General features: G+C 65.3%; 14 protein-coding genes and 1 pseudogene. 5 read left to right on the plus strand and 10 right to left on the minus strand.

Annotated elements, in window-relative coordinates; translation table 11 throughout:
* Positions 1-21: 21 nt before the first annotated feature.
* From OKW39_RS29055 to OKW39_RS29100, 10 genes and pseudogenes are all read right to left on the minus strand, one after another.
* Complete coding sequence (locus OKW39_RS29055; protein ID WP_090810837.1) at positions 22-909, minus strand: ABC transporter permease; 888 nt, start codon at positions 907-909, stop codon at positions 22-24.
* 3 nt (positions 910-912) lie between these two features.
* The gene (locus tag OKW39_RS29060; RefSeq protein WP_090810835.1) at positions 913-1,974 is read right to left on the minus strand and encodes an extracellular solute-binding protein; all 1,062 of its coding nucleotides are present in this window, start codon (positions 1,972-1,974) and stop codon (positions 913-915) included.
* A gap of 11 nt (positions 1,975-1,985) precedes the next feature.
* Positions 1,986-3,038 (minus strand): ABC transporter ATP-binding protein, encoded by a 1,053-nt coding sequence (locus OKW39_RS29065; protein ID WP_090810833.1) that lies wholly within the window; start codon positions 3,036-3,038, stop codon positions 1,986-1,988.
* 2 nt (positions 3,039-3,040) lie between these two features.
* Complete coding sequence (locus tag OKW39_RS29070; protein WP_429564203.1) at positions 3,041-3,904, minus strand: ABC transporter permease; 864 nt, start codon at positions 3,902-3,904, stop codon at positions 3,041-3,043.
* 261 nt (positions 3,905-4,165) lie between these two features.
* Positions 4,166-5,461, minus strand: coding sequence for an MFS transporter (locus OKW39_RS29075; RefSeq protein WP_429564204.1), 1,296 nt, complete (start codon positions 5,459-5,461; stop codon positions 4,166-4,168).
* Positions 5,462-5,634: 173 nt separating this feature from the next.
* A complete protein-coding gene (locus tag OKW39_RS29080) occupies positions 5,635-5,934 on the minus strand; it encodes a hypothetical protein (protein ID WP_429564205.1) in 300 nt (99 codons plus the stop codon).
* 13 nt (positions 5,935-5,947) lie between these two features.
* A pseudogene (locus OKW39_RS29085) lies at positions 5,948-7,028 on the minus strand (IS630 family transposase).
* Between the two features lie 54 nt (positions 7,029-7,082).
* Positions 7,083-8,960 carry an alpha,alpha-trehalase TreA gene (treA, locus tag OKW39_RS29090; RefSeq protein WP_429564206.1) on the minus strand — a complete coding sequence of 626 codons (1,878 nt, stop codon included), beginning with the start codon at positions 8,958-8,960 and terminating at the stop codon, positions 7,083-7,085.
* Between the two features lie 284 nt (positions 8,961-9,244).
* Entirely contained in the window at positions 9,245-10,741 is a 1,497-nt protein-coding gene (locus tag OKW39_RS29095; RefSeq protein ID WP_429564207.1) for an alkaline phosphatase family protein, read from the minus strand.
* Positions 10,742-11,017: 276 nt separating this feature from the next.
* On the minus strand, positions 11,018-12,934 hold the full coding sequence (locus tag OKW39_RS29100) for a potassium transporter Kup (RefSeq protein WP_429564208.1): 1,917 nt from the start codon (positions 12,932-12,934) through the stop codon (positions 11,018-11,020).
* A gap of 402 nt (positions 12,935-13,336) precedes the next feature.
* On the opposite strand from OKW39_RS29100, the gene OKW39_RS29105 reads away from it, so the two are divergent.
* The 5 genes from OKW39_RS29105 to OKW39_RS29125 all read left to right on the plus strand — a co-directional run bounded on the left by OKW39_RS29105 (position 13,337) and on the right by OKW39_RS29125 (position 18,658).
* Entirely contained in the window at positions 13,337-14,032 is a 696-nt protein-coding gene (locus tag OKW39_RS29105; RefSeq protein WP_184061816.1) for a TetR/AcrR family transcriptional regulator, read from the plus strand.
* Positions 14,029-14,994: an HlyD family secretion protein gene (locus OKW39_RS29110; protein ID WP_429332647.1), complete on the plus strand. Its 966-nt coding sequence runs from the start codon at positions 14,029-14,031 to the stop codon at positions 14,992-14,994. Before OKW39_RS29105 ends, OKW39_RS29110 begins: the two co-directional genes overlap by 4 nt.
* Positions 14,991-15,971: an ABC transporter ATP-binding protein gene (locus tag OKW39_RS29115; protein ID WP_429332646.1), complete on the plus strand. Its 981-nt coding sequence runs from the start codon at positions 14,991-14,993 to the stop codon at positions 15,969-15,971. The genes OKW39_RS29110 and OKW39_RS29115 overlap by 4 nt, the downstream gene beginning before the upstream one ends.
* Before the next feature lie 32 nt (positions 15,972-16,003).
* On the plus strand, positions 16,004-17,119 hold the full coding sequence (locus OKW39_RS29120; RefSeq protein ID WP_090810822.1) for an ABC transporter permease: 1,116 nt from the start codon (positions 16,004-16,006) through the stop codon (positions 17,117-17,119).
* Positions 17,120-17,200: 81 nt separating this feature from the next.
* Positions 17,201-18,658 (plus strand): efflux transporter outer membrane subunit, encoded by a 1,458-nt coding sequence (locus tag OKW39_RS29125; protein ID WP_429360172.1) that lies wholly within the window; start codon positions 17,201-17,203, stop codon positions 18,656-18,658.
* The last annotated feature ends 4 nt before the right edge of the window (positions 18,659-18,662 follow it).

An 18,662-nucleotide genomic window follows, 5' to 3' on the forward strand; every position in this document is an offset into this window, starting at 1 on the left:
CCCGCGGCGCGCCCTGTCAGTTCAGGTCATCATCGTCTTCGCGTAGCGCCGCTGGATGATCCAGTGCGACAACAGCGCCAGCGCAAACGTGACGACCATCGATACGATCGACAGCACGGCCCCGAACGGCCAGTTGTTCGCCTTGGCGATCTGGTCGTAGATTGCCGGCGTCATCATCGTGATGCCGGTGCCGCCGAGCAGAACCGGTGTCGCGTACGCGTTCATGCACAGAATGAACACGAGCATCGTGCCGGCCGCGACGCCGGGCGCCGCGATCGGCAGCACGACGCGCGCGAGCGTCTGAGCGAAGCTCGCGCCGAGATTGCGCGCGGCTTCCTCGATCGAGAAATCGAGCCCTTCGAGCACGCTCTGCAAGGTCAGGATCATGTACGGCAGAACCACGGCGGTGGTGCCGGCCACCACCGCGAACGGCGTATACAGCAGCCGCACCGGTTGATCGACGAGGCCGAGCGCCATCAGCATCGCATTGACGAAACCCGCGTTGCCGAGCATGACCATCCAACCCGCCGCGCGCACGACGTTGCCGACCAGCAGCGGAAACACCAGCAGCATCACCAGTTGGCTCTTGAAGCGGCTCTGCGTTTTAGCAAGCACATAGGCGACCGGAAAACCGAGTACGAGCGACAGCGCCGTGCACAGCGCGGCCACCTTGATCGTGGTCCACAGCACCGCGTGGTAGTACGGATCGGTCAGAAACTGGACGTAGTTCTCGAGCGTGAACGCCGCCTGCATCATCTGGACCGAGTCGAAATGATTGAAGCTGTAGCGCACCAGTTGCACGCCCGGCAGCACGATCACGAATAGCACGACCAACACGGCAGGCGTTGCGAGCAGGCCCCCGGCGAAGTCGCGGCGCCGCGGCGCGGCGTTCAGTGCGCTCGTCGTCATGGTTCAAAGTCCCGGCTTGAATTCCTTGTTCCAGAAGTCGAGCAGCGCCGGTTTTTCCGCAGTGAAACGCGCGTAGTCGACTTTGACGAGGCGATCGAGCTCGGCATTCGTGAAGCCGACGCTCTGTTGCAGCGTCGGCGGTAACGCCGCGTCGGTGACGGTCGGCGCATAGCCCATCGTCTCGGCGAAGCCGACCTGCGCGCGCGGATCGAGCATCGCGTTCAGATAGTTGAAGCCGCACGCACGCGTCGGCGCGTTCTTCGGCACGGCGGCCTCGAACGTGACCGGCACGCCGCCCTCTTTCGGGAACGCGTAGTCGACCGGCACGCCGCCTTTTTTCCACTGCAGCGCGCGCGCTTTCCACATGCAGGTCATCCAGATTTCGCCGCTTTTCAGCGCCGCCGCGACCGTTTCGTTCGACGGATAGACCTTCGGCTGCTGCTTGCGCACCTCGCGCAGAAACTGGATGCCGGCCGCCGTGTCGCCATTGTGCTGGCCCGCCGCGAGCGAAGACTGCAGCACGTTGAAGTTGTACAGAATGTCGGAAAAACCCACCCGTCCCTTCAGTTTCGGATCGAGCGCGACCGCGAGCGAATCGGGTTTTGCCTGAAACTTCTCCGGGTTGTAGACGATCACCATCGCACTGAAGATGTGCGGAATCGAATACGGGCGGCGCAGCGCTTCGATCGTGCGCGCCGAGTTCGGCACCAGTTTCGTGTCGAGCGGTTCGAGCACCCCGGAACGGTTGACGTCGAACATGTCGATGTCGGCGAGACAGGCGACGTCGAGCGAACCGTGACGCGACATCTTCTCCGCGCGCAGCTTCGTCATGCGGCCGATCTGATCCGCCGAGTCGTACGTGACGCGACCGCCGGCGGCCTCGATGATCGGCTTGCCGATGTTCTGTTCGAGCAGGTTCAGATAATCGCCGCCCCACGTGCCGACGACGACGTTGGGGCAAGCGTCGGCCGCCAGCGCCGTGCGCGGATCGAAACCGAGCGACGGAGCGACGAGCAGACCGGAAGCAGCTTTCAGAAACGTGCGGCGCGTGATGGGATAGCTCATTTTATGGTCCTTCAGGCGGAAAAAAGCAGGCAATCTTCGGTTCTGAAGCACGCGTGCAGCGTGTCGCCCGGCGACCATGCGCCGGCACCGGCATGCGCGGTGTTCGGCACGAGCGCGACGAGGCTCTGGCCGCGCTCGCTCGTGAGGCGCAATTCGACGGTCGCGCCGAGATAGATCCGGTCGGCCAGCCTGACCGGGATCGACACTTCGCTGTGCTCGGGCGCCGCGGCAAGACGCAGGCGCTCGGGTCGGATGCCGAGCGTGTTGGCATTGCGCGCGGCCGCGTTGACTGTGAACTTTTCGCCGTTCGCGGTGATGAACTGGCCGTTGTCGACGTGGCCCGCGAGGAAATTCATGCGGCCCAGGAAGCTCGCGACGAACGGATTGGCGGGCCGCTCGTACAACGCGTCCGCGCTGCCGATCTGCTGCACGCGTCCGTCGTGCATGACGGCCACGCGGTCCGCCATCGCAAGTGCTTCCTCCTGATCGTGCGTGACGAAGATCGTCGTGAGACCGAGACGCTGCTGGAGCGCGCGAATTTCTTCGCGGACCTCGACGCGCAGCTTCGCGTCGAGATTCGACAACGGCTCGTCGAGCAGAAATACGTCGGGCCGGATCGCGAGCGCGCGCGCAATCGCGACGCGCTGCTGCTGGCCGCCGGACAACTGCCGGGGATAGCGTTCGGCGAGCGAGCTCAGCCGCACCATGTCGAGCGCCTCGCGAATGCGCGTGTCGCGCTCCGCCTTCGGTACACGCCGCATTTCCAGACCGAACGCGACGTTCTGCGCAACGGTCATGTGCGGAAACAACGCGTAGCGCTGAAACACCATGCCGGTATTGCGCTTGTCGGGTGCGAGCCGCGTGACCTCGGTGTTGCCGATCCAGATTTCGCCGTCGCTCGGCTCGACGAAGCCCGCGACCATGCGCAGCGTCGTCGTCTTGCCGCAGCCGCTCGGGCCGAGGAACGCGACCAGCTCGCCCTCGGCGATATCGAACGACACGTCGGCGACCGCGGTCGTCGCACCGTACTGCTTGCGCAGATTGCGCAGGGATACCTGAGCCATGATCAGATCACCTTGCCGAGCTTCACGAAACGATCGGTGATCAGCATCACGATGCCAAGCAGCACGATCTGCGCGGCCGATACCGCCGCAATGGTTGGGTCGAGATTGAATTCGAGGTACTGCATGATTGCGATCGGCAACGTCGTCTTGCCGGGGCCGACGAGCGGCAAGGTCATCTCGAGGTTCTCGAACGAGACGATGAAGCCGAACAGCGTGGAGGCGACGATCGCCGGCCGCAGCATCGGCAGCGTGACGCGCCACAGCGTGCGCCACGCACCGGCGCCGAGATTGCGCGCCGCCTCCTCGACGGTGGTGTCGAGCTGGCCCAGGCTCGCGGTGACGAGCCGGATCGTCCATGGGATCGTCAGGCAGATATGCGCGAGCAGCAGGCCGCCGAATGTGCCGACGATGTCGGTGTCGAGCGCATTCTCGGCGCGCAGATAGAACAGATAGGTCGCAATGCCGGCGACGATGCCAGGCACGACTAGTGGCAGCAGCAGCGTGTTGCTGACGAGACGACGCCCAGCAAACCGGTAGCGCGCAAGCGCGAGCGAGGCGGCGACACCGAGCACCACGCCGCCGATCGCGGCGCCGGCCGCGAGCTTCAGCGACAGCACGAAACCGTTCGCGAACGCGTCGTTACGCCATGCGTTGACGTACCACGACAGCGTGTAGCCGGACGGCGGGAACGTGATGATCGCGTCCTTGAAGAAGCTCAGCCAGATCACGAAGATCAGCGGGCTCAGCATGAACAGATAGATGAGCGCGACGCCCGCCCTGACGAACCATTTCACCGGGGACGGACGTGGGTGGGACAAAGCGCGCGCGGAAACGATGCTGCTACCGTCGATCGGAACCTGCGTCACCGCGCTTTCTCCTTGGTCGGGATTACACGTTGGGGTGTGTCCGGCGGGGTGGCGACGTCAGGCCACCCCCGCTTCGCCTCGGCTGGTCGCAATGTAAATTTGCATAGCCTGACGAACTGCGATTCACAGTAGCATGAATAAAAAAAGGAGCAAAGCGGGTTCTGGCTAGACGCGCGCTGGGGTTTACGCGGGCGCTGGTCGCCCAGGGGAAAGGTGTTTGCGCCGGAATGGCAAACGCGTTGACCGTCGAGGTGGCTTGGATCAGCGCGCCACCGCTGCCCGTGCCCTGCCCGACTTCACGCGCCAGTTCGCGAGCGCGCCGAGCGCCATCAGCACGCTGGTGCCGAGAAACACCGCGCGCATGCCGATGTGTCCGCCGACGAAACCGCCCAGCAACGGGCCAGCCACCTGCCCCGCGTATTGCGACGACACCGAGTAGCCAAGGATCGCGCCCGTCACGCTCGCCGGCACGCTATGGCGGATCACGCTCGCGATGCACGGCAGCAGGCCGCCCAGTGCCATGCCCATCAGGAAACGCAGCACCATCAGCTGCCAGCTCGCGGTGACGAACGCCTGCGGAACGAGCAACACCGCCGATACGGCGAGGCAGCCGACGATCACATTCCAGTGCCCGGCGCGATCGGCGAACTTGCCGAGACGCGACGACGAGATCACGCTGCCGAGCGCCGCGCCCGACATCACGAAGCCCGCGATCATCGTCACGCTTTGAGGCTTCGTGAGCTGGGCGACGTAGACGGTGATGATCGGCTCGATCGACATATTCGCGACCATCAGCAGCAGACCCGTGGCAAGCATCGCGATGGCCGGCCGCTTGTCGTCCACCGAGGCCCACGCGCCCTGCTTCGGCGCGCTGTCCGCGCGCTTGCGAACCGGCATTTCGCGAATCAGAAACGCCGTCGCGAGAAAGGCGACGAAGATCGCCGCGCCCGAGGCCCAAAAGGTCGCGCGGATGCCGATCAGCGGCGGCAGGAAGCCGCCGATCAGCGGGCCGACCAGATTGCCCGCCATGATCCCCGACGACAGCACGCCGAGCGCCCAGCCCGAACGCGCCTTCGGCGTCTGCGTCGCGACGAGGATCATCGAGCCCGACGCATAGCCGCCGAGCAACCCGGCGAGCAGCCGCAACGCGACCAGCTGCCACGCCGAGTGCGCCATGCCGATCAGCGACATCGCGACCGCCATGCCGAGGCTCGAGCGGATCAGCATCAGCTTGCGGCCGTAGAGGTCCGCGAGCTTGCCCCACAGGGGCGCGACGAGCGCGGCGCTGAAGAAGGTCGCGCCGAACGCGGCGCCGGACCACTGCACGATCGCCGCATGATCCTTTACGCCGAGCTGCTCGACATAGAGCGGCAGGAACGGCAGCAGCAGCGTCATCGCGACGATGGTCGTGAACGAGCCGAACACGCACACGCACAGATTACGCTGCCAATGCGCGGCGGCTTCATCGCCGGCCGGCGGGGCGGCCTTGGCTGTCGCCGTGACCTGCGCCTGCGGCGGCACCGGTTCGGCCGATGGTACGTCGAGCTTACGATTCATCTTCGAGGCTTTCCAGGGTGACGAGGGTCTGTTCGAGCTACCCAAAGCATCGTAACGGGCTGCGCCGCCGCCAGGCAGTCAACCCATCATCCTGGTATCGCTACTACCTCTTCGGAACGCGCGGGCCTGGCTGCGCGCCTCTTTGCAACTAGTACAACATCCCGTAAATAGCTTTAATAATTATCGGGCTGCAAATAAGGCTGCAGGAGCGTGACGACGAGCTCGGTCATCTCGTCGAGCGAACCCGTGCCCGGCAGCGGTTCCCATCGGCCGGTGTGGCTGCGAAAGGCGGCACTATAACGATTGCGGCCGAGGTCGGTGAGGCGCGCCACAACCGTCGGTTCCTCATCATCGAGACGTTTGATCAGCAGGTGCCGGCCATACGCTTGTGTGACGATCTGCTCGTGGCCGAGCAGCCCGCGCAGTTGACGCTCAAGTTCGCTCGCGTAATGTTTAGTGGGTATGGCTGGCATGTCAGTCTCTCGATTACGATGCGCCAGTTTGCAGCGGATAGCCCCTGAAAGTCCATTTGAAGGGGCGTGCTGCCTGATTATGCGCGCGGACAAACTGCTCGGTACGCTCGCGCAGGTGCGCGGTGCTGGTATGGCTGGCGTGGCGTAGCACCCGGCGCGTGTAACGGGCGAACCAGAGCTCGATCTGATTAACCCAGCTCGCGTGCAGCGGGGTGAAGTGGAAATGAAACCGCTCGTCGTGCCGTGCATTGAATGCCTGCCAGACGGCCTGGGCGCGATGCGTATTGAGGTTGTCCCAGATCACATGCACCTGCTGGCTCGGGTACGCAGCCGCCACGCGCTCCATGAAGGCGACCAGGTCGTCCTGGGTGCGACGCTCGCGACAATCTGCCAGCACCTGCCCGGTATGCACATCCAGCGCAGCAATCAGCGCCTGGGTGCCATGGCGGATATATTCAAACTCCCTGCGACGCAGCCGTCCCGGCGCCGGCGCACGCCCCGGGTGCTTACGCTCGATGGCTTGAATGCCAGTCTTCTCGTCAATGCTGAGTACCACCGCGTTTCGAGGGACCTTGCGGTAGAACCTGCAAATCACATTGACCTTCTCACGAAAGGCCGGGTCGGGACTGTGTAGCCATTGCTTGACCCGGTGCGGTCGAACGTCACCGGCCTGCAAAATGCGCTGCACATGACTGCGGCTGATCTGTTCGACAATGCCGCGCCCGATCGCGCGCGCTACGATCTCGTCCAGCGTTGGCGTAACCCGTCCCTCGGGTTCGTGTGCTTCACATGCCAACGCGATCAACTGCAGTCGCGTTTCTTGCGTGATGCGAGCACGACGGCCGCTGCGCTCACCCTCGCGCAGGCCCTGCGCACCGTGCTGTGCGATGCGCTTGCGCCACGTGCAGACCGTCTGCACCGATATGCGCAGTTCCCGAGCAATCACCGTATTCGCGTGTCCTTCGCGCCCACAGCGCGATGCGTGCCCGCATCACATCTCGCTGCGTCGCGGTCTTCCGCTCGATCAGCGACAGTAGTTCTTCTCGTTCTTTCTTCGCCAGCTTCACTGGCGTTGCATGACGACCTTGGCTCATCCCGAAATGATAGCCAAGACAATTATTTAATCAAGCTATTTACGGGATGTTGTACTAGTGGCCCGCGGGCGACGTGCTGTGCGACGTCTGCGGCGCGGCCGCCGCCGATGCCGCCGCATCCGACACCCCCACCGCACCGCCCGGCAGATCGGCCGGCTTCGTCGAACTCACCGCATCCGGATAGAGCTGCATCAGCACGCGCAGCACGCCATTGGTCCAGCCAAAGCCGTCCTGCAGCGGATACTCGCCGCCCCCCGCCGACTTGCCGCTCGCGTCGACGTCGTACTTCTCGACCAGCTTGCCGGTGCGCTGGTAGTACGCGACGTCGGTGCGGATCCAGCGCGTCGCGATATCGCGCGCGAGCTCCGGCTCGCTATAGCGGCGCAGCCCGATCACCGCGAGGTACTGCAGCGGCGCCCAGCCGTTCGGTTCGTCCCACTGCTGGCCGGTGTTGGTCCGCGTCGTCGCGAGACCGCCCGGACGCAGCAGATCGCGCCGGATCGTCTGCGCCACTTCGCGCGCGTCGTTGCGTGTCGCGACGCCGGCGTAAAGCGGGTACACCGTCGCGGCGGTAAGCCGGTGCGTGAGCGTGCGGTGCACGAAGTCGTAGTCGCCGAAAGCGTGCAGTTGCGGGTCCCACAGCACCCGGCGGATCGCATCGGCGCGCACCCGGGCACGTAGTTCGAGATTCTCGGCGTGGCCTGCATCGCCGGTCACACGGTAGGCTTTCGCGAGCGTGCGTTCGAGGTCCACCATCAGGCAGTTCAGGTCCACTGGCACCAGCGAGGTCACGTCGATGGTCGCGAGCGTCCTGCCGTCGGCGAACCAGCGCGAGCTGAAGTCCCAGCCGGTTTCGCCGCCCGCGCGCAGGTTGCGCCACAAATCCCGCGCATCGCGTTGCGGTATCCGTTGCGCCGTCATCACATCCTCGCGGTACGACTCGTCGCGCGGCGCCGCGCGCTCGTCCCAGTAGCGATTGAGCAGCGTGCCGTCGGCGAGGCGCACGAGATGGTGGGCCGCGTTGCCCGGCGCGAGATGGTCGCTGCCGGCCATCCAGTACGCGTATTCACGGCGCAGCTCGGGCAGATAGCGGGCGTAGACCTGATCGCCCTCCTTGCGCGCGACGAGCTGCACCATCTGCGCGAAGAACGGCGGCTGCGAACGGCTCAGGTAATACGTGCGATTGCCGTTGGGGATGTGGCCATAGCGGTCGATCAAGGTCGAGAAATTGTTCAGCTCGTCGTCGACGAGCGCGTGCTGGCCGCTCGCGTCGAGCCCCAGCAGGATGAAGTACGAATCCCAGTAGTAGATCTCGTCGAAGCGGTCGCCCGGCACGATGTACGGCGACGGCAGCGGCAGCAGCGACGAGTACGGGCTCGCGCTCGCATCCGGTTCGCGACGCAGCACGTTCCACAGCGTATCGATGTGCGCGGTGACGCTCTCGTCAGGATCGGACGCGTAGCGCTTCGGCGCGCGCGGGGGCAGCGTGAAGCGCTGTTCGACAAATTGTTTCAGGTCGAAGCGCGGCTGAGCACGCTGGCTGTCGTAGTCGGCGATGACCTGGGCCGGCGGCTCGCCTGGCGACATATCGGCAAACGTCTTGCTGTCCGGGTAAAGATGCGCGAGTTCGACGTCGCGATACAGCTCGCCGTACAGCTCGGACGGCGGCGTCGGCACGACCGGCGATGGCTGCGCGTGATCCGTGTTTTCGACGTGCCGGTCCGCGGCGCTGCTGGCGGCATTCGCGGCGGCGGCCGATGCGGGCAGCGTAACGGCCGGCACGGCCGGCTGGGTCTGGGCGGCCGTCGGCGCGGATTGCGCAATGACGCTGGTGCTTGCGGCGAACGCCAGCGCGGCGGCCAGGTTGGCTACAACGCGGCGGTATGGCCGCTCGCGGGAACACCAAACGGGAAGATCGTAACGAAATGGCATCGGCGGACCCGTTGAGGACGACGCGGTGACGTCGACGTAGGCGGCCCGCCGCGCGCGCCGATGACATGCTGCACGCTACCGCGGGGCTTCGAGGCGGTCTCGCCAGCAAGTGGGGGGCCCGCTTCGCAAAACGATGTCGCGCGCAAGCGTTTCTCACCAAACTGCGCTCAAGGCATGAGCCTTCATCAGGCCGTGCATCCCGCCGTGCGCGCTGGCATTCACAGTCCAGCGCGGCCCGGTCCGGCGCCGGCTTGCGGCCCGCTCATTTTAAGCGGAAACCCGGCTTAGCCTCCGGTCCGGAATCCTAGTGACGCCGCCTTCGCGCGCAGATCCGCGAAGCGGTCCGCCGTCGGGTTGATCGCCAGCTTTTGCGACTGATCGATCGCCGCTACGGAGCTTGACGGCGAAGGTGCCGCCGCCCCCAGACAGATCCCGCCGAACGGCCCTTGGGCGACCGTGAACGCGGGAGCGTCGGTGCGCGGCGCGTCGTCGAGATCGAGCGCGTAGGCGAGATTGAACGTCGCCGGATCGCTGCCGCGCACGCCAAGCGGCTGTAAGCCGAAGCGCCATTGCAGCAGCGCGTGAATCGAGCTGGGGTCGAACGGATAGCGCGTGATCGAGTTCGCGCGCACGCGCGGGCCAAGCAGCGCGAGCGGCACGCGAAAGCCGAGCTTGCCGTCGTTGCCGAGTGTGAGCTCGCTGTTGCTGATCGGCCTGGTGGGCGGCACCACGTGCTCGAGAAAGCCGCCCCATTCGTCGTAGACGACGATCATCAGCGTGCGGCTCCACGTCGGGCTCGTGCGCAGCGCCTCGTAGACCTGCGCGAGAAACGCCTCGCCGTCGCGGATGTCGGCATGCGGATGATCGTCGGCGGAAACGCCTTCCAGCTCGCCCGCGAAGGACGGATCGACCATGCAGAACGGCGGCAGCGTCCCGGCTGCGGCATTCACGAGGAAATCCGCAAACGGGCGCGAAATGCCCAGATAACGCGTGCCATAAAGCGCCGTGAACGGCACGTCATGGTAGTAGTAGTGACAGTCGATATTGCCGTCGCTCAGCTTGTCCCAGATCGTGGCGAGCGACGAAGTGTCGGTGCTGTCGTCGAGCCGATCCGTTGCGCCGCTATGCAGATAGACGCGATTGGGAAAGGTGCTGGTCAGAATGCCGCTGAAGTAGAAGTCGCCGATCGTATAACTGCTCGCCACGGCGTTGAAAAATTGAAGATCGGCTGACGTGTAGTAACCGATAGGCAGCAGGTCGCCCGAGTTCAGGCTCGTGCCCGGTGTGAGCAGCCAGCCATTCATCGCACCCGATGCCAGTTGCGTGCGCGCCCCCGAGAAGCTGTGATTAGGGTCCTGGTAGGCGCACGCCTGATAGCCGTACGCGGCATTCGCCGCGAGGGAAAACGGCGTTTGCGTCGCGCCGAACGCGTCTTTGAACTGCTGGTTCGCGGGCATGCCCTCGGCCCCCGGCACCCAGCCGAGGAAATGGTCGAAGGAACGATTTTCCATCGTGACCAGCACGATGAAGTCGATGCCCGAACTGGCCGGCGCGGGCAACGCCGGGCGCGGCAGGCTGTAGCGGTCGGCGGCGTTGGGCGATGGAATGTCGGTAATCGAGGACGCAGGTTCGCCGGCGCTCCCGCCGCCCGGTTGGCCGTCTCCGCCCAATCCACCGCCGCCTCCGCAACCCGATAGCGCAACGCTGCCGGCCACCGCGGCCACGCCCGCAAGAAAGCGGCGGCGGTCGTGTCCGTGATTCTGGTGAGTCTCGTCGCCCATGACACGTCTCCTCGTTGGATGCGGCGCGGGCATCCGACCATGCCAGCCTGCCGCGAAGCAAAACGCGCGCGCCGATTCGAGCGGCGGGTTGGTCGTGGGCAGCAAGTTTCGAACCCGAGGTATCCGAGGGCCATTGCGAAGCGGCGCTCAACGCTAGCGTCGGACAAGGGCGATTCGCCTCCGCCTCGCGTGCTGACTACGCAGGCGCGGCGGTTACGGGGCCGAGGAGTATCGAAGCAGGCCGGCCGCTGCTCCACGCTTGCTGAACGGCGCGCTCTAGATCTCCACGCGCGCGCCGACTTCGATCACGCGATTGGCCGGTAGTTTGAAGAACGCCGCGATATTGCCCACGTTGTGCAGCATCACCGCGAAAAGCCGCTCGCGCCATAGCGCCATGCCATGGCCGCGTTTGGGCACGACAGCCGCGCGGCTCAGGAACCACGATGTGTCGTCCAGGTTGAAGGCCAGTTCCGGCGATTTGTAGGCGGCCAGCGTGCGCGGCAAGTCCACTTCGTCCTTGAATCCGTACTTCACCGTTGCGTGCCAGCAACCCGTGCACAGCGGCCTGATCTGCACCCGCTCGCTGTCGGCCACCCACGGCACGTTCTTCGTTATTACGCTCAGGAAAACCGTGCGCTCATGCAGCACACGGTTGTGCCGCAGGTTGTTGACGAGCGCGTGCGGCACCGCTTCGGCGTCCGGCGTCAGGAAGATCGCCGTGCCGCCCACGCGCGTCGGCGAACTTTCGAGCAGCGCAGCGAGGTACGGCTTGAGCGGCGTCTTTCCCGCCCGCACGCGCGCTTCGGCCAGCATCATTTCCCAGCCGCGTCCCCACGTCGCCATCACCGTGAACACGATCGCGCCGATCACGAGCGGGAACCAGCCGCCATCGACGATCTTGAGCAGATTCGCCGAGAAGAACAACGCGTCGATCACGAAGAAGAACGCGGTGGACAGCAGGCACAGCAGCCAGTTGTAGCGCCACGCGTAACGCACGACGAAGAACGTCAGGAACGTGGTGATGAGCATCGTGCCGGTCACGGCGATGCCATACGCGGACCCGAGCGCCGTGGACGAGCGGAAGCCCAACACCGCCGCAACCACGGCGATCAACAGGATCCAGTTGATGCCGGGCACGTAGATTTGCCCGATCTCGCGCTCCGACGTATGCACGACGTTCATGCGCGGCAGGAAGGAAAGCTGCATGGCCTGCGTCGTCATCGAATAGGTACCCGAAATAACGGCCTGCGAGGCGATCACGGTGGCGATCGTCGCCAGCACGATCATCGGCACGATGGCCCACTGCGGGAACAGGCGGTAGAACGGGTTTTGCACCGCGCCGGGATTCGCCAGCAGCAGCGCGCCCTGGCCCAGATAGTTGAGCGCGAGCGCGGGAAAAACGACGCCGAACCAGGTAAGGCGGATGGGTCGCTTGCCGAAATGGCCCATGTCGGCGTAGAGCGCCTCGGCGCCCGTCAGCGAGAGCACCACCGCGCCGAGCGCGACGAACGCGAGCCAGCGGTGATGCATGACGAAGCCGAGCCCTTCCAGCGGATTGAGCGCATACAGCACGACCGGCGCGGACATGATGTTCGCGACGCCCGCCACGCCGATCACGACGAACCAGAGCACCATCACGGGCCCGAACACGGCGCCGATGCCGCCCGTGCCGTGCTTTTGCGTGACGAACAGGATGATGAGCGCGGCGAGCGTCACTGGAATCACATAGGTCTTGAGCCCGGGCTCGACGACTTCGAGCCCTTCCACGGCGCTCAGCACGGAAATGGCCGGCGTGATCACGCTATCGCCGAAGAACAGCGCCGCGCCCATCACGCCCACCACGAGGAGGCCGCGACGCAAACGCGGCCGCGACGCGATCGACGACGCCGCAAGCGCGAGCAGCGCCATGATGCCGCCTTCGCCATGATTATTCGCCCGCAGGATCAGTACGACGTACTTGAGCGAAACGACGATCATCAGCGACCAGAAGATCAGCGAGACGATGCCGACGATATTGAAAGCATTGAGCGTGAGACCGTTGCTGGGATCGAACACGGTGGCGAGCGTATAGAGCGGGCTCGTGCCGATGTCGCCATAGACCACGCCGAGCGCGGCCAGCGCGAGCGCTGGCAGAGCCGGCGACGCTTCGCCGTGGCCTTCCTTCGCCGGCGCGGCGGATGCGGAATGTGCCATGTCTGCCTCCTCATACGAATCGCCGTGAGCCGTGATGGCCGCGCCGCGGGTTCGCTTCGATTCTTTCGTTTCGTTGATGTGAATTCGTTTGGGTCGTACGGGCTGGATCGTGCCGGGTGTGCGCTAGAGAAAGTATAGAAATTTCCGGCGAAAGTGCGCTTCGCGCGGGATGCCAACTGCCGTCCATTGTCAGCTTAACGTCAGGCGGAACGGCGAAAGCGAAGCTACCCAGGCAGTGACGTCGCGCGTTTCCTGACGCGCATCAACGAGAGAATAAAGGCCGCCCGCCGCCAGGGGTTTCCCCTCCTTCGCCATACCGGAAAATAACCTAGTATCAATGAGTTAAAACTAACTAACTCATCAATTAGTCTGGTGTCCATGCCGCAAGCCGCCCGTTCCCGAATGGGTCGCCGTCCTCATCCGCAGGACTTCGACGCACGCGAACATCTGCTCGATGTCGCGGTGGCGCTGTTCGCCGAGCGCGGTATCGCCAACACGACGCTTGCGCAGATCGCGGCGGCGAGCGGCGTGACGTCCGCGATGGTGCACTACTGGTTCCAGACGCGCGAAAAGCTGCTCGACGCGTTGTTCGAGGAAAGGCTCGTCGCCGCGTTCGGCGCGATCTGGGACCCGGTCGATCCCGAACACGACGAACCGCTCGCGCTGACGCAAGGCATCGTCAAGCGCATGTTCGATGTCACCGAAACCATGCCGTGGCTGCCTTCGCTCTGGCTGCGCGAGATCGTCAACGAAGGCGGTTTGCTGCGCGAGCGCGCGTTTGCGCGCATCCCCGTGCAAAAGCTCGCCGCGTTCGGTCAGAACATCGCGCGTGGCTGCGCGTCGGGTCAGTTGAACGCCCAGCTCGAACCGTTGCTGCTGTTCAACTCGGTGCTCGCTCTGGTGATGCTGCCGCAGGCAACCGCGAGGATCTGGCAGCGCCTGAATCCGCGTACCTCGTTCGATCGCGCGACGCTCGAACGCCATGTCGTCGCGCTGCTCGCGCAGGGCATGAGCGCAACCACGGCGGTCGAGACCAACGCCAAGGCCGCAACCGGGGCGACGTCCACCGCACGCCGCGCGAAGGGCAAGCCGTCATGATCGGGTTCGCCAGCTCATCCCGACGTGCCGCGTTGCTCGCGCTGTGCATCGCGTGCGCAAGCTGTTCGCGACCACCGGCGAACACGTGGCAAGGCTATGTGGAAGGCGAGTTCCTGTACCTCGCGTCTTCGCAGGCGGGACAGTTGACCGAGCTCGCGGTCTCGCGCGGGCAGACCGTCGCGCAGAACACGCCGCTCTTCGCGCTCGAAGCGCAGAACGAAACCGACGCCGTCGCGCAGGCGGGCGAGCAACTGCGCTCGGCCCGCGCCCAGCTTGCCGACCTTGGAACCGGCAAGCGTCCGCCGGAAGTCGATGTGACGCGCGCGCAACTCGTGCAGGCCGAAGCCGATGCGGCGCGCGCCGCGACGCAGTTGCGCCGCGACCAACAGCAATTCGGTGCGGGCGGCATCGCGCAAAGCCAGCTCGACGACTCGCGCGCGAGCGCGTTGTCGAGCGCCGCGCACGTGCGTGAGTTGCAAAGCCAGCTGGCCGTCGCGCGTCTGCCTGGGCGGATCGAACAGATCCGCGCGCAGCAGGCGCAGGTCGACGCGGCGCAGGCCCAGCTCGGCCAGGCCCAATGGAAGCTCGATCAGAAAAGCGTGCACGCGCCGCACGCGGGCCTCGTGTTCGACACGATGTATCGCAGCGGCGAATGGGTGCCGGCCGGCAGCCCCGTCGTGCGCATGCTGCCGCCGGAGAACGTCAAGGTGCGCTTTTTCGTGCCCCAGGGAGTGGTCGGCTCGCTCGCGCCGGGCCGTCGCGTATCGATTCATTGCGACGGTTGCGCGGCCGATGTGCCGGCCGTGCTCAGCTTCATTTCGGACCAGGCGGAGTACACGCCGCCGGTGATCTTCAGCAACGAAAGCCGCGCGAAACTCGTGTTCATGGTCGAAGCCCGACCCCAGACCGCCGATGCGCCGAAGCTGCGGCCCGGCCAGCCCGTCACGGTCACGCTGCAATGAGTGCGCTCGCGCCCCCCGGCAATGCCAGCGACCCCGTGTACGCGATCGACGTGCAGGGGCTGAACAAGCATTTCGGCACCAAGCACGTGGTCAACGATGTCACGATGCGCGTGCAGCGCGGTGAGATTTTCGGCTTTCTCGGCCCCAACGGCAGCGGCAAGACCACCTGCATCCGCATGATGTGCGGACTGCTGACGCCCGACTCCGGCAGCGGCACGTGTCTCGGCTACGACATCGTGCGGGACAGCGCGCAGATCAAGCGGCGCACCGGTTATATGACGCAGCGCTTCTCCTATTGGGAAGATCTGACGATCCGCGAAAACCTCGACTTCGTTGCGCGCATCTACGAGATGAAGAACCGCCGCGAGGCGGTCGATCGCGCGCTCGAACAGCTTGGCCTTCAAAGCCGTGCGAAGCAGTTGGCCGGCGCACTGTCGGGCGGATGGAAGCAGCGTCTCGCGCTGGCCGCGTGCATGCTCCATGAGCCGGCACTGCTGCTGCTCGACGAACCGACCGCAGGTGTCGACCCGAGCGCGCGCCGCGACTTCTGGGAAGAGTTGCATCGCCTCGCGGCGCGCGGCATCTCGGTGCTCGTCAGCACGCACTATATGGACGAAGCGGAACGCTGCCACAAGCTCGCTTATATCGCCTACGGCAAGCTGCTCGCGCAGGGCACGTCGAAACAGGTCATCGATTCGCAAGGGCTCGTGACGTGGGCCGTGTACGGCCAGAATCTCGTCGCGCTCGGCGACCGGCTGCGCCGCTCGCCCGGCGTCGAGCAGACGGTGGCGTTCGGTTCGTCGCTGCACGTGAGCGGTCCCGACACGCCCGAGCTCCACGCCACGATCGACCAACTGGCTCATTCGGACCCGGCGTTGCGGATCGAACCACAGGAAACCGGCCTCGAGGACGTGTTCATCTTCATGATGAACCGCTCGACCGACAATTACGCCACCCCCTCGGGCAAAGCATCGTGAATTCCGCGCGCCGACTTCCACGCTTTTCGCTGATGCGTTGGTGGAGCGTCGTGCGCAAGGAGTTTTTGCAACTGAAGCGCGACCGCATCACGTTTGCGATGATGATCGTGCTGCCGATCATGCAGATGGCGCTGTTCGGCTTCGCGATCAATACCGACCCCAAGCATCTGCCGACCGCCGTCATCGCCGCCGATCACAGCGAGTTCACGCGCAGTTTCCTGATGGCGATGCGCAACTCCGAATACTTCGACATCGTATCGACGCTGCCCGACGAAGAATCCGGTCGCCGCGCGCTCGCACAGGGCAAGGTGCTGTTCGTGCTGAATATCCCCGTCGGTTTCACGCGCGATCTGGCCAAGGGCGCGCGGCCATCGCTGCTCGTCGAAGCCGACGCGACGGACCCCACCGCGGTGGGCACCGCGCTCGGCGCGCTGCCGTCGATCGCGCAGTCGGTGTTGCAGAAGGACCTCACGGGTCCGCTGTCGACGCTCGCGGTCGGCCCGGCCGCTTTCGACGTTCAATTGCACCGGCTCTACAACCCCGAAAGCCTGACCCAGTACAACGTGGTGCCCGGCCTGATGGGCGTGATCCTGACGATGACGATGGTGATGATGACGGGCCTCGCGATCACCCGTGAACGCGAGCGCGGCACGATGGAAAATCTGCTCGCCACGCCGGTACTGCCGCTCGAAGTGATGACCGGCAAGATCGTGCCTTACGTGGCGATCGGCCTGGTGCAGGTCAGCATCATTCTCGCGGCGGCGCGCTTCGTGTTCAACGTGCCGTTCGAAGGCAGTCTGATCGCGCTGTATCTGTCCGCTCTATTGTTCGTTGCGGCCAATCTGACGATCGGCATTACGCTGTCGTCGCTCGCGCAGAACCAGTTGCAGGCCATGCAACTGACGATGTTCTATTTTCTGCCCAACATCCTGCTGTCGGGTTTCATGTTTCCGTTCGCGGGCATGCCGAAGTGGGCGCAGTACATCGGCAACCTGTTGCCGCTCACCTACTTCAACCGGCTGGTGCGCGGCATTCTGCTCAAGGGCGTCGGTTGGGCCGACATGTGGCCGCACGTATGGCCGCTGCTGATCTTTCTGTTCGTCGTCATGGGTATCGCCGTGAAGTTCTATCGGCGCACGCTCGATTGAGGAAGGCCTGCAATGTGTTCCGCTCCTGGCTTTCGTGACGCGGTTTTTCATCGCGCGGCTTGTTGGTCCCAGCGTTGCGCCATGCGCCGGCTGGCCGGCTTCTGCGCAAGCGCGGCATTGTGCGCGTGCAGCGTCGGCCCGGATTTCCATCGACCCGACGTGACCAGCGTGTCGAGCTATACCGCCGCGCCGCTTGCGGCGAGCACCGTCGCAGCCGATGGTCCCGGCGGCGCCGCGCAACACTTCGTGCCGACCGAGGTGCCCGGCGACGGCTGGTGGCGCGCTTTCGGCTCGCCGGCGCTGGACGCGCTCGTGCAACAGGCGCTCGACGATAGCCCGACCCTCGCGCAAGCCCGCGCGAAACTCGACGAAGCGCAGCAGGACTATCGCGCGCAGGCGGGCGGCACGCTATGGCCGCAAGTCGATGCGAACCTGTCGACCACGCGCGAGAAAATCGATCCCGAGGCGCTCGGCTTCGGTCAGCTGACGCAGGGCCGCGCGTTTGCGCCGTTCACGCTGTACAGCGCACAGGTCACGGTGTCGTACACGCTCGATCTGTTCGGCGCGAATCGCCGCGCGCTCGAAGCGGTGGCCGCGCAGGTCGACTATCAGCAATACGAACTCGAAGCCGCGCGTTTGACGGTCGCGGGCAACGTCGTGACGGCGGCGATCCGGCGCGCGTCGCTCGCGCGGCAGATCGCCCTCACCGAAGCGCTGCTCGCCAACCAGATGCAGCAACTCGATATCGCCGAACGCCGCTATGGCGCGGGCGGCATCTCCGAGGTCGATCTGCTGAGCCAGCGCACGCTCGTGCAGCAAACCCGCGCGACGTTACCGCCATTGCGCACGCAGCTTGCGCAGACCGATCATCAACTCGCGATCTATCTGGGACGCGCGCCGGCGGAATTGGCCACCACCCACGACCTCGCCGCGCTCGACCTCGACACGCTAGTGCTGCCGGCCGATCTGCCGCTGACCTTGCCGTCGACGCTCGCGCGGCAGCGGCCCGACATTCGCGCGTCCGAGGCGCTGCTGCATCAGGCGAGCGCGAACATCGGCGTCGCGACCGCGAACCTGTATCCGCGCATCACGCTGTCGGGCAGCGCGGCGACCGAACGCGTCAACGTGTCCGATCTGCTGACGGGCTTCAACGTGTGGAATTTCGGTGCGGGTCTCACGCAGCCGCTGTTCCACGGCGGTGAACTGCTGGCGCGCAAGCGCTCGTCGGAGGCGGCCTGGCAAGCGGCGCTCGCCGTCTACAAGCAAACCGTGCTGCAGGGACTGCAACAGGTCGCCGACGCGCTGCGAGCGCTCGATCAGGACGCGATTGCATTGCAGGCACTCGACGCCGCGCAGCGCAGCGCACAACACAGCGCAGGGATCGCCAGCCAGCGGTATGCGGCGGGCGGCATCAGTCAATTGACACTGCTCGATACGCAGCGTCAGGAATTGCAGACCGGACTCGATCGCACCAAAGCCGCCGCGCAGCGTTATGCCGATACCGCCGCGCTCTATCAGGCGCTCGGGGCGCGGCCTTGAGTCG

It is taken from the genome of Paraburkholderia sp. MM6662-R1 (assembly GCF_050436245.1).
Classification (GTDB): domain Bacteria; phylum Pseudomonadota; class Gammaproteobacteria; order Burkholderiales; family Burkholderiaceae; genus Paraburkholderia; species Paraburkholderia tuberum.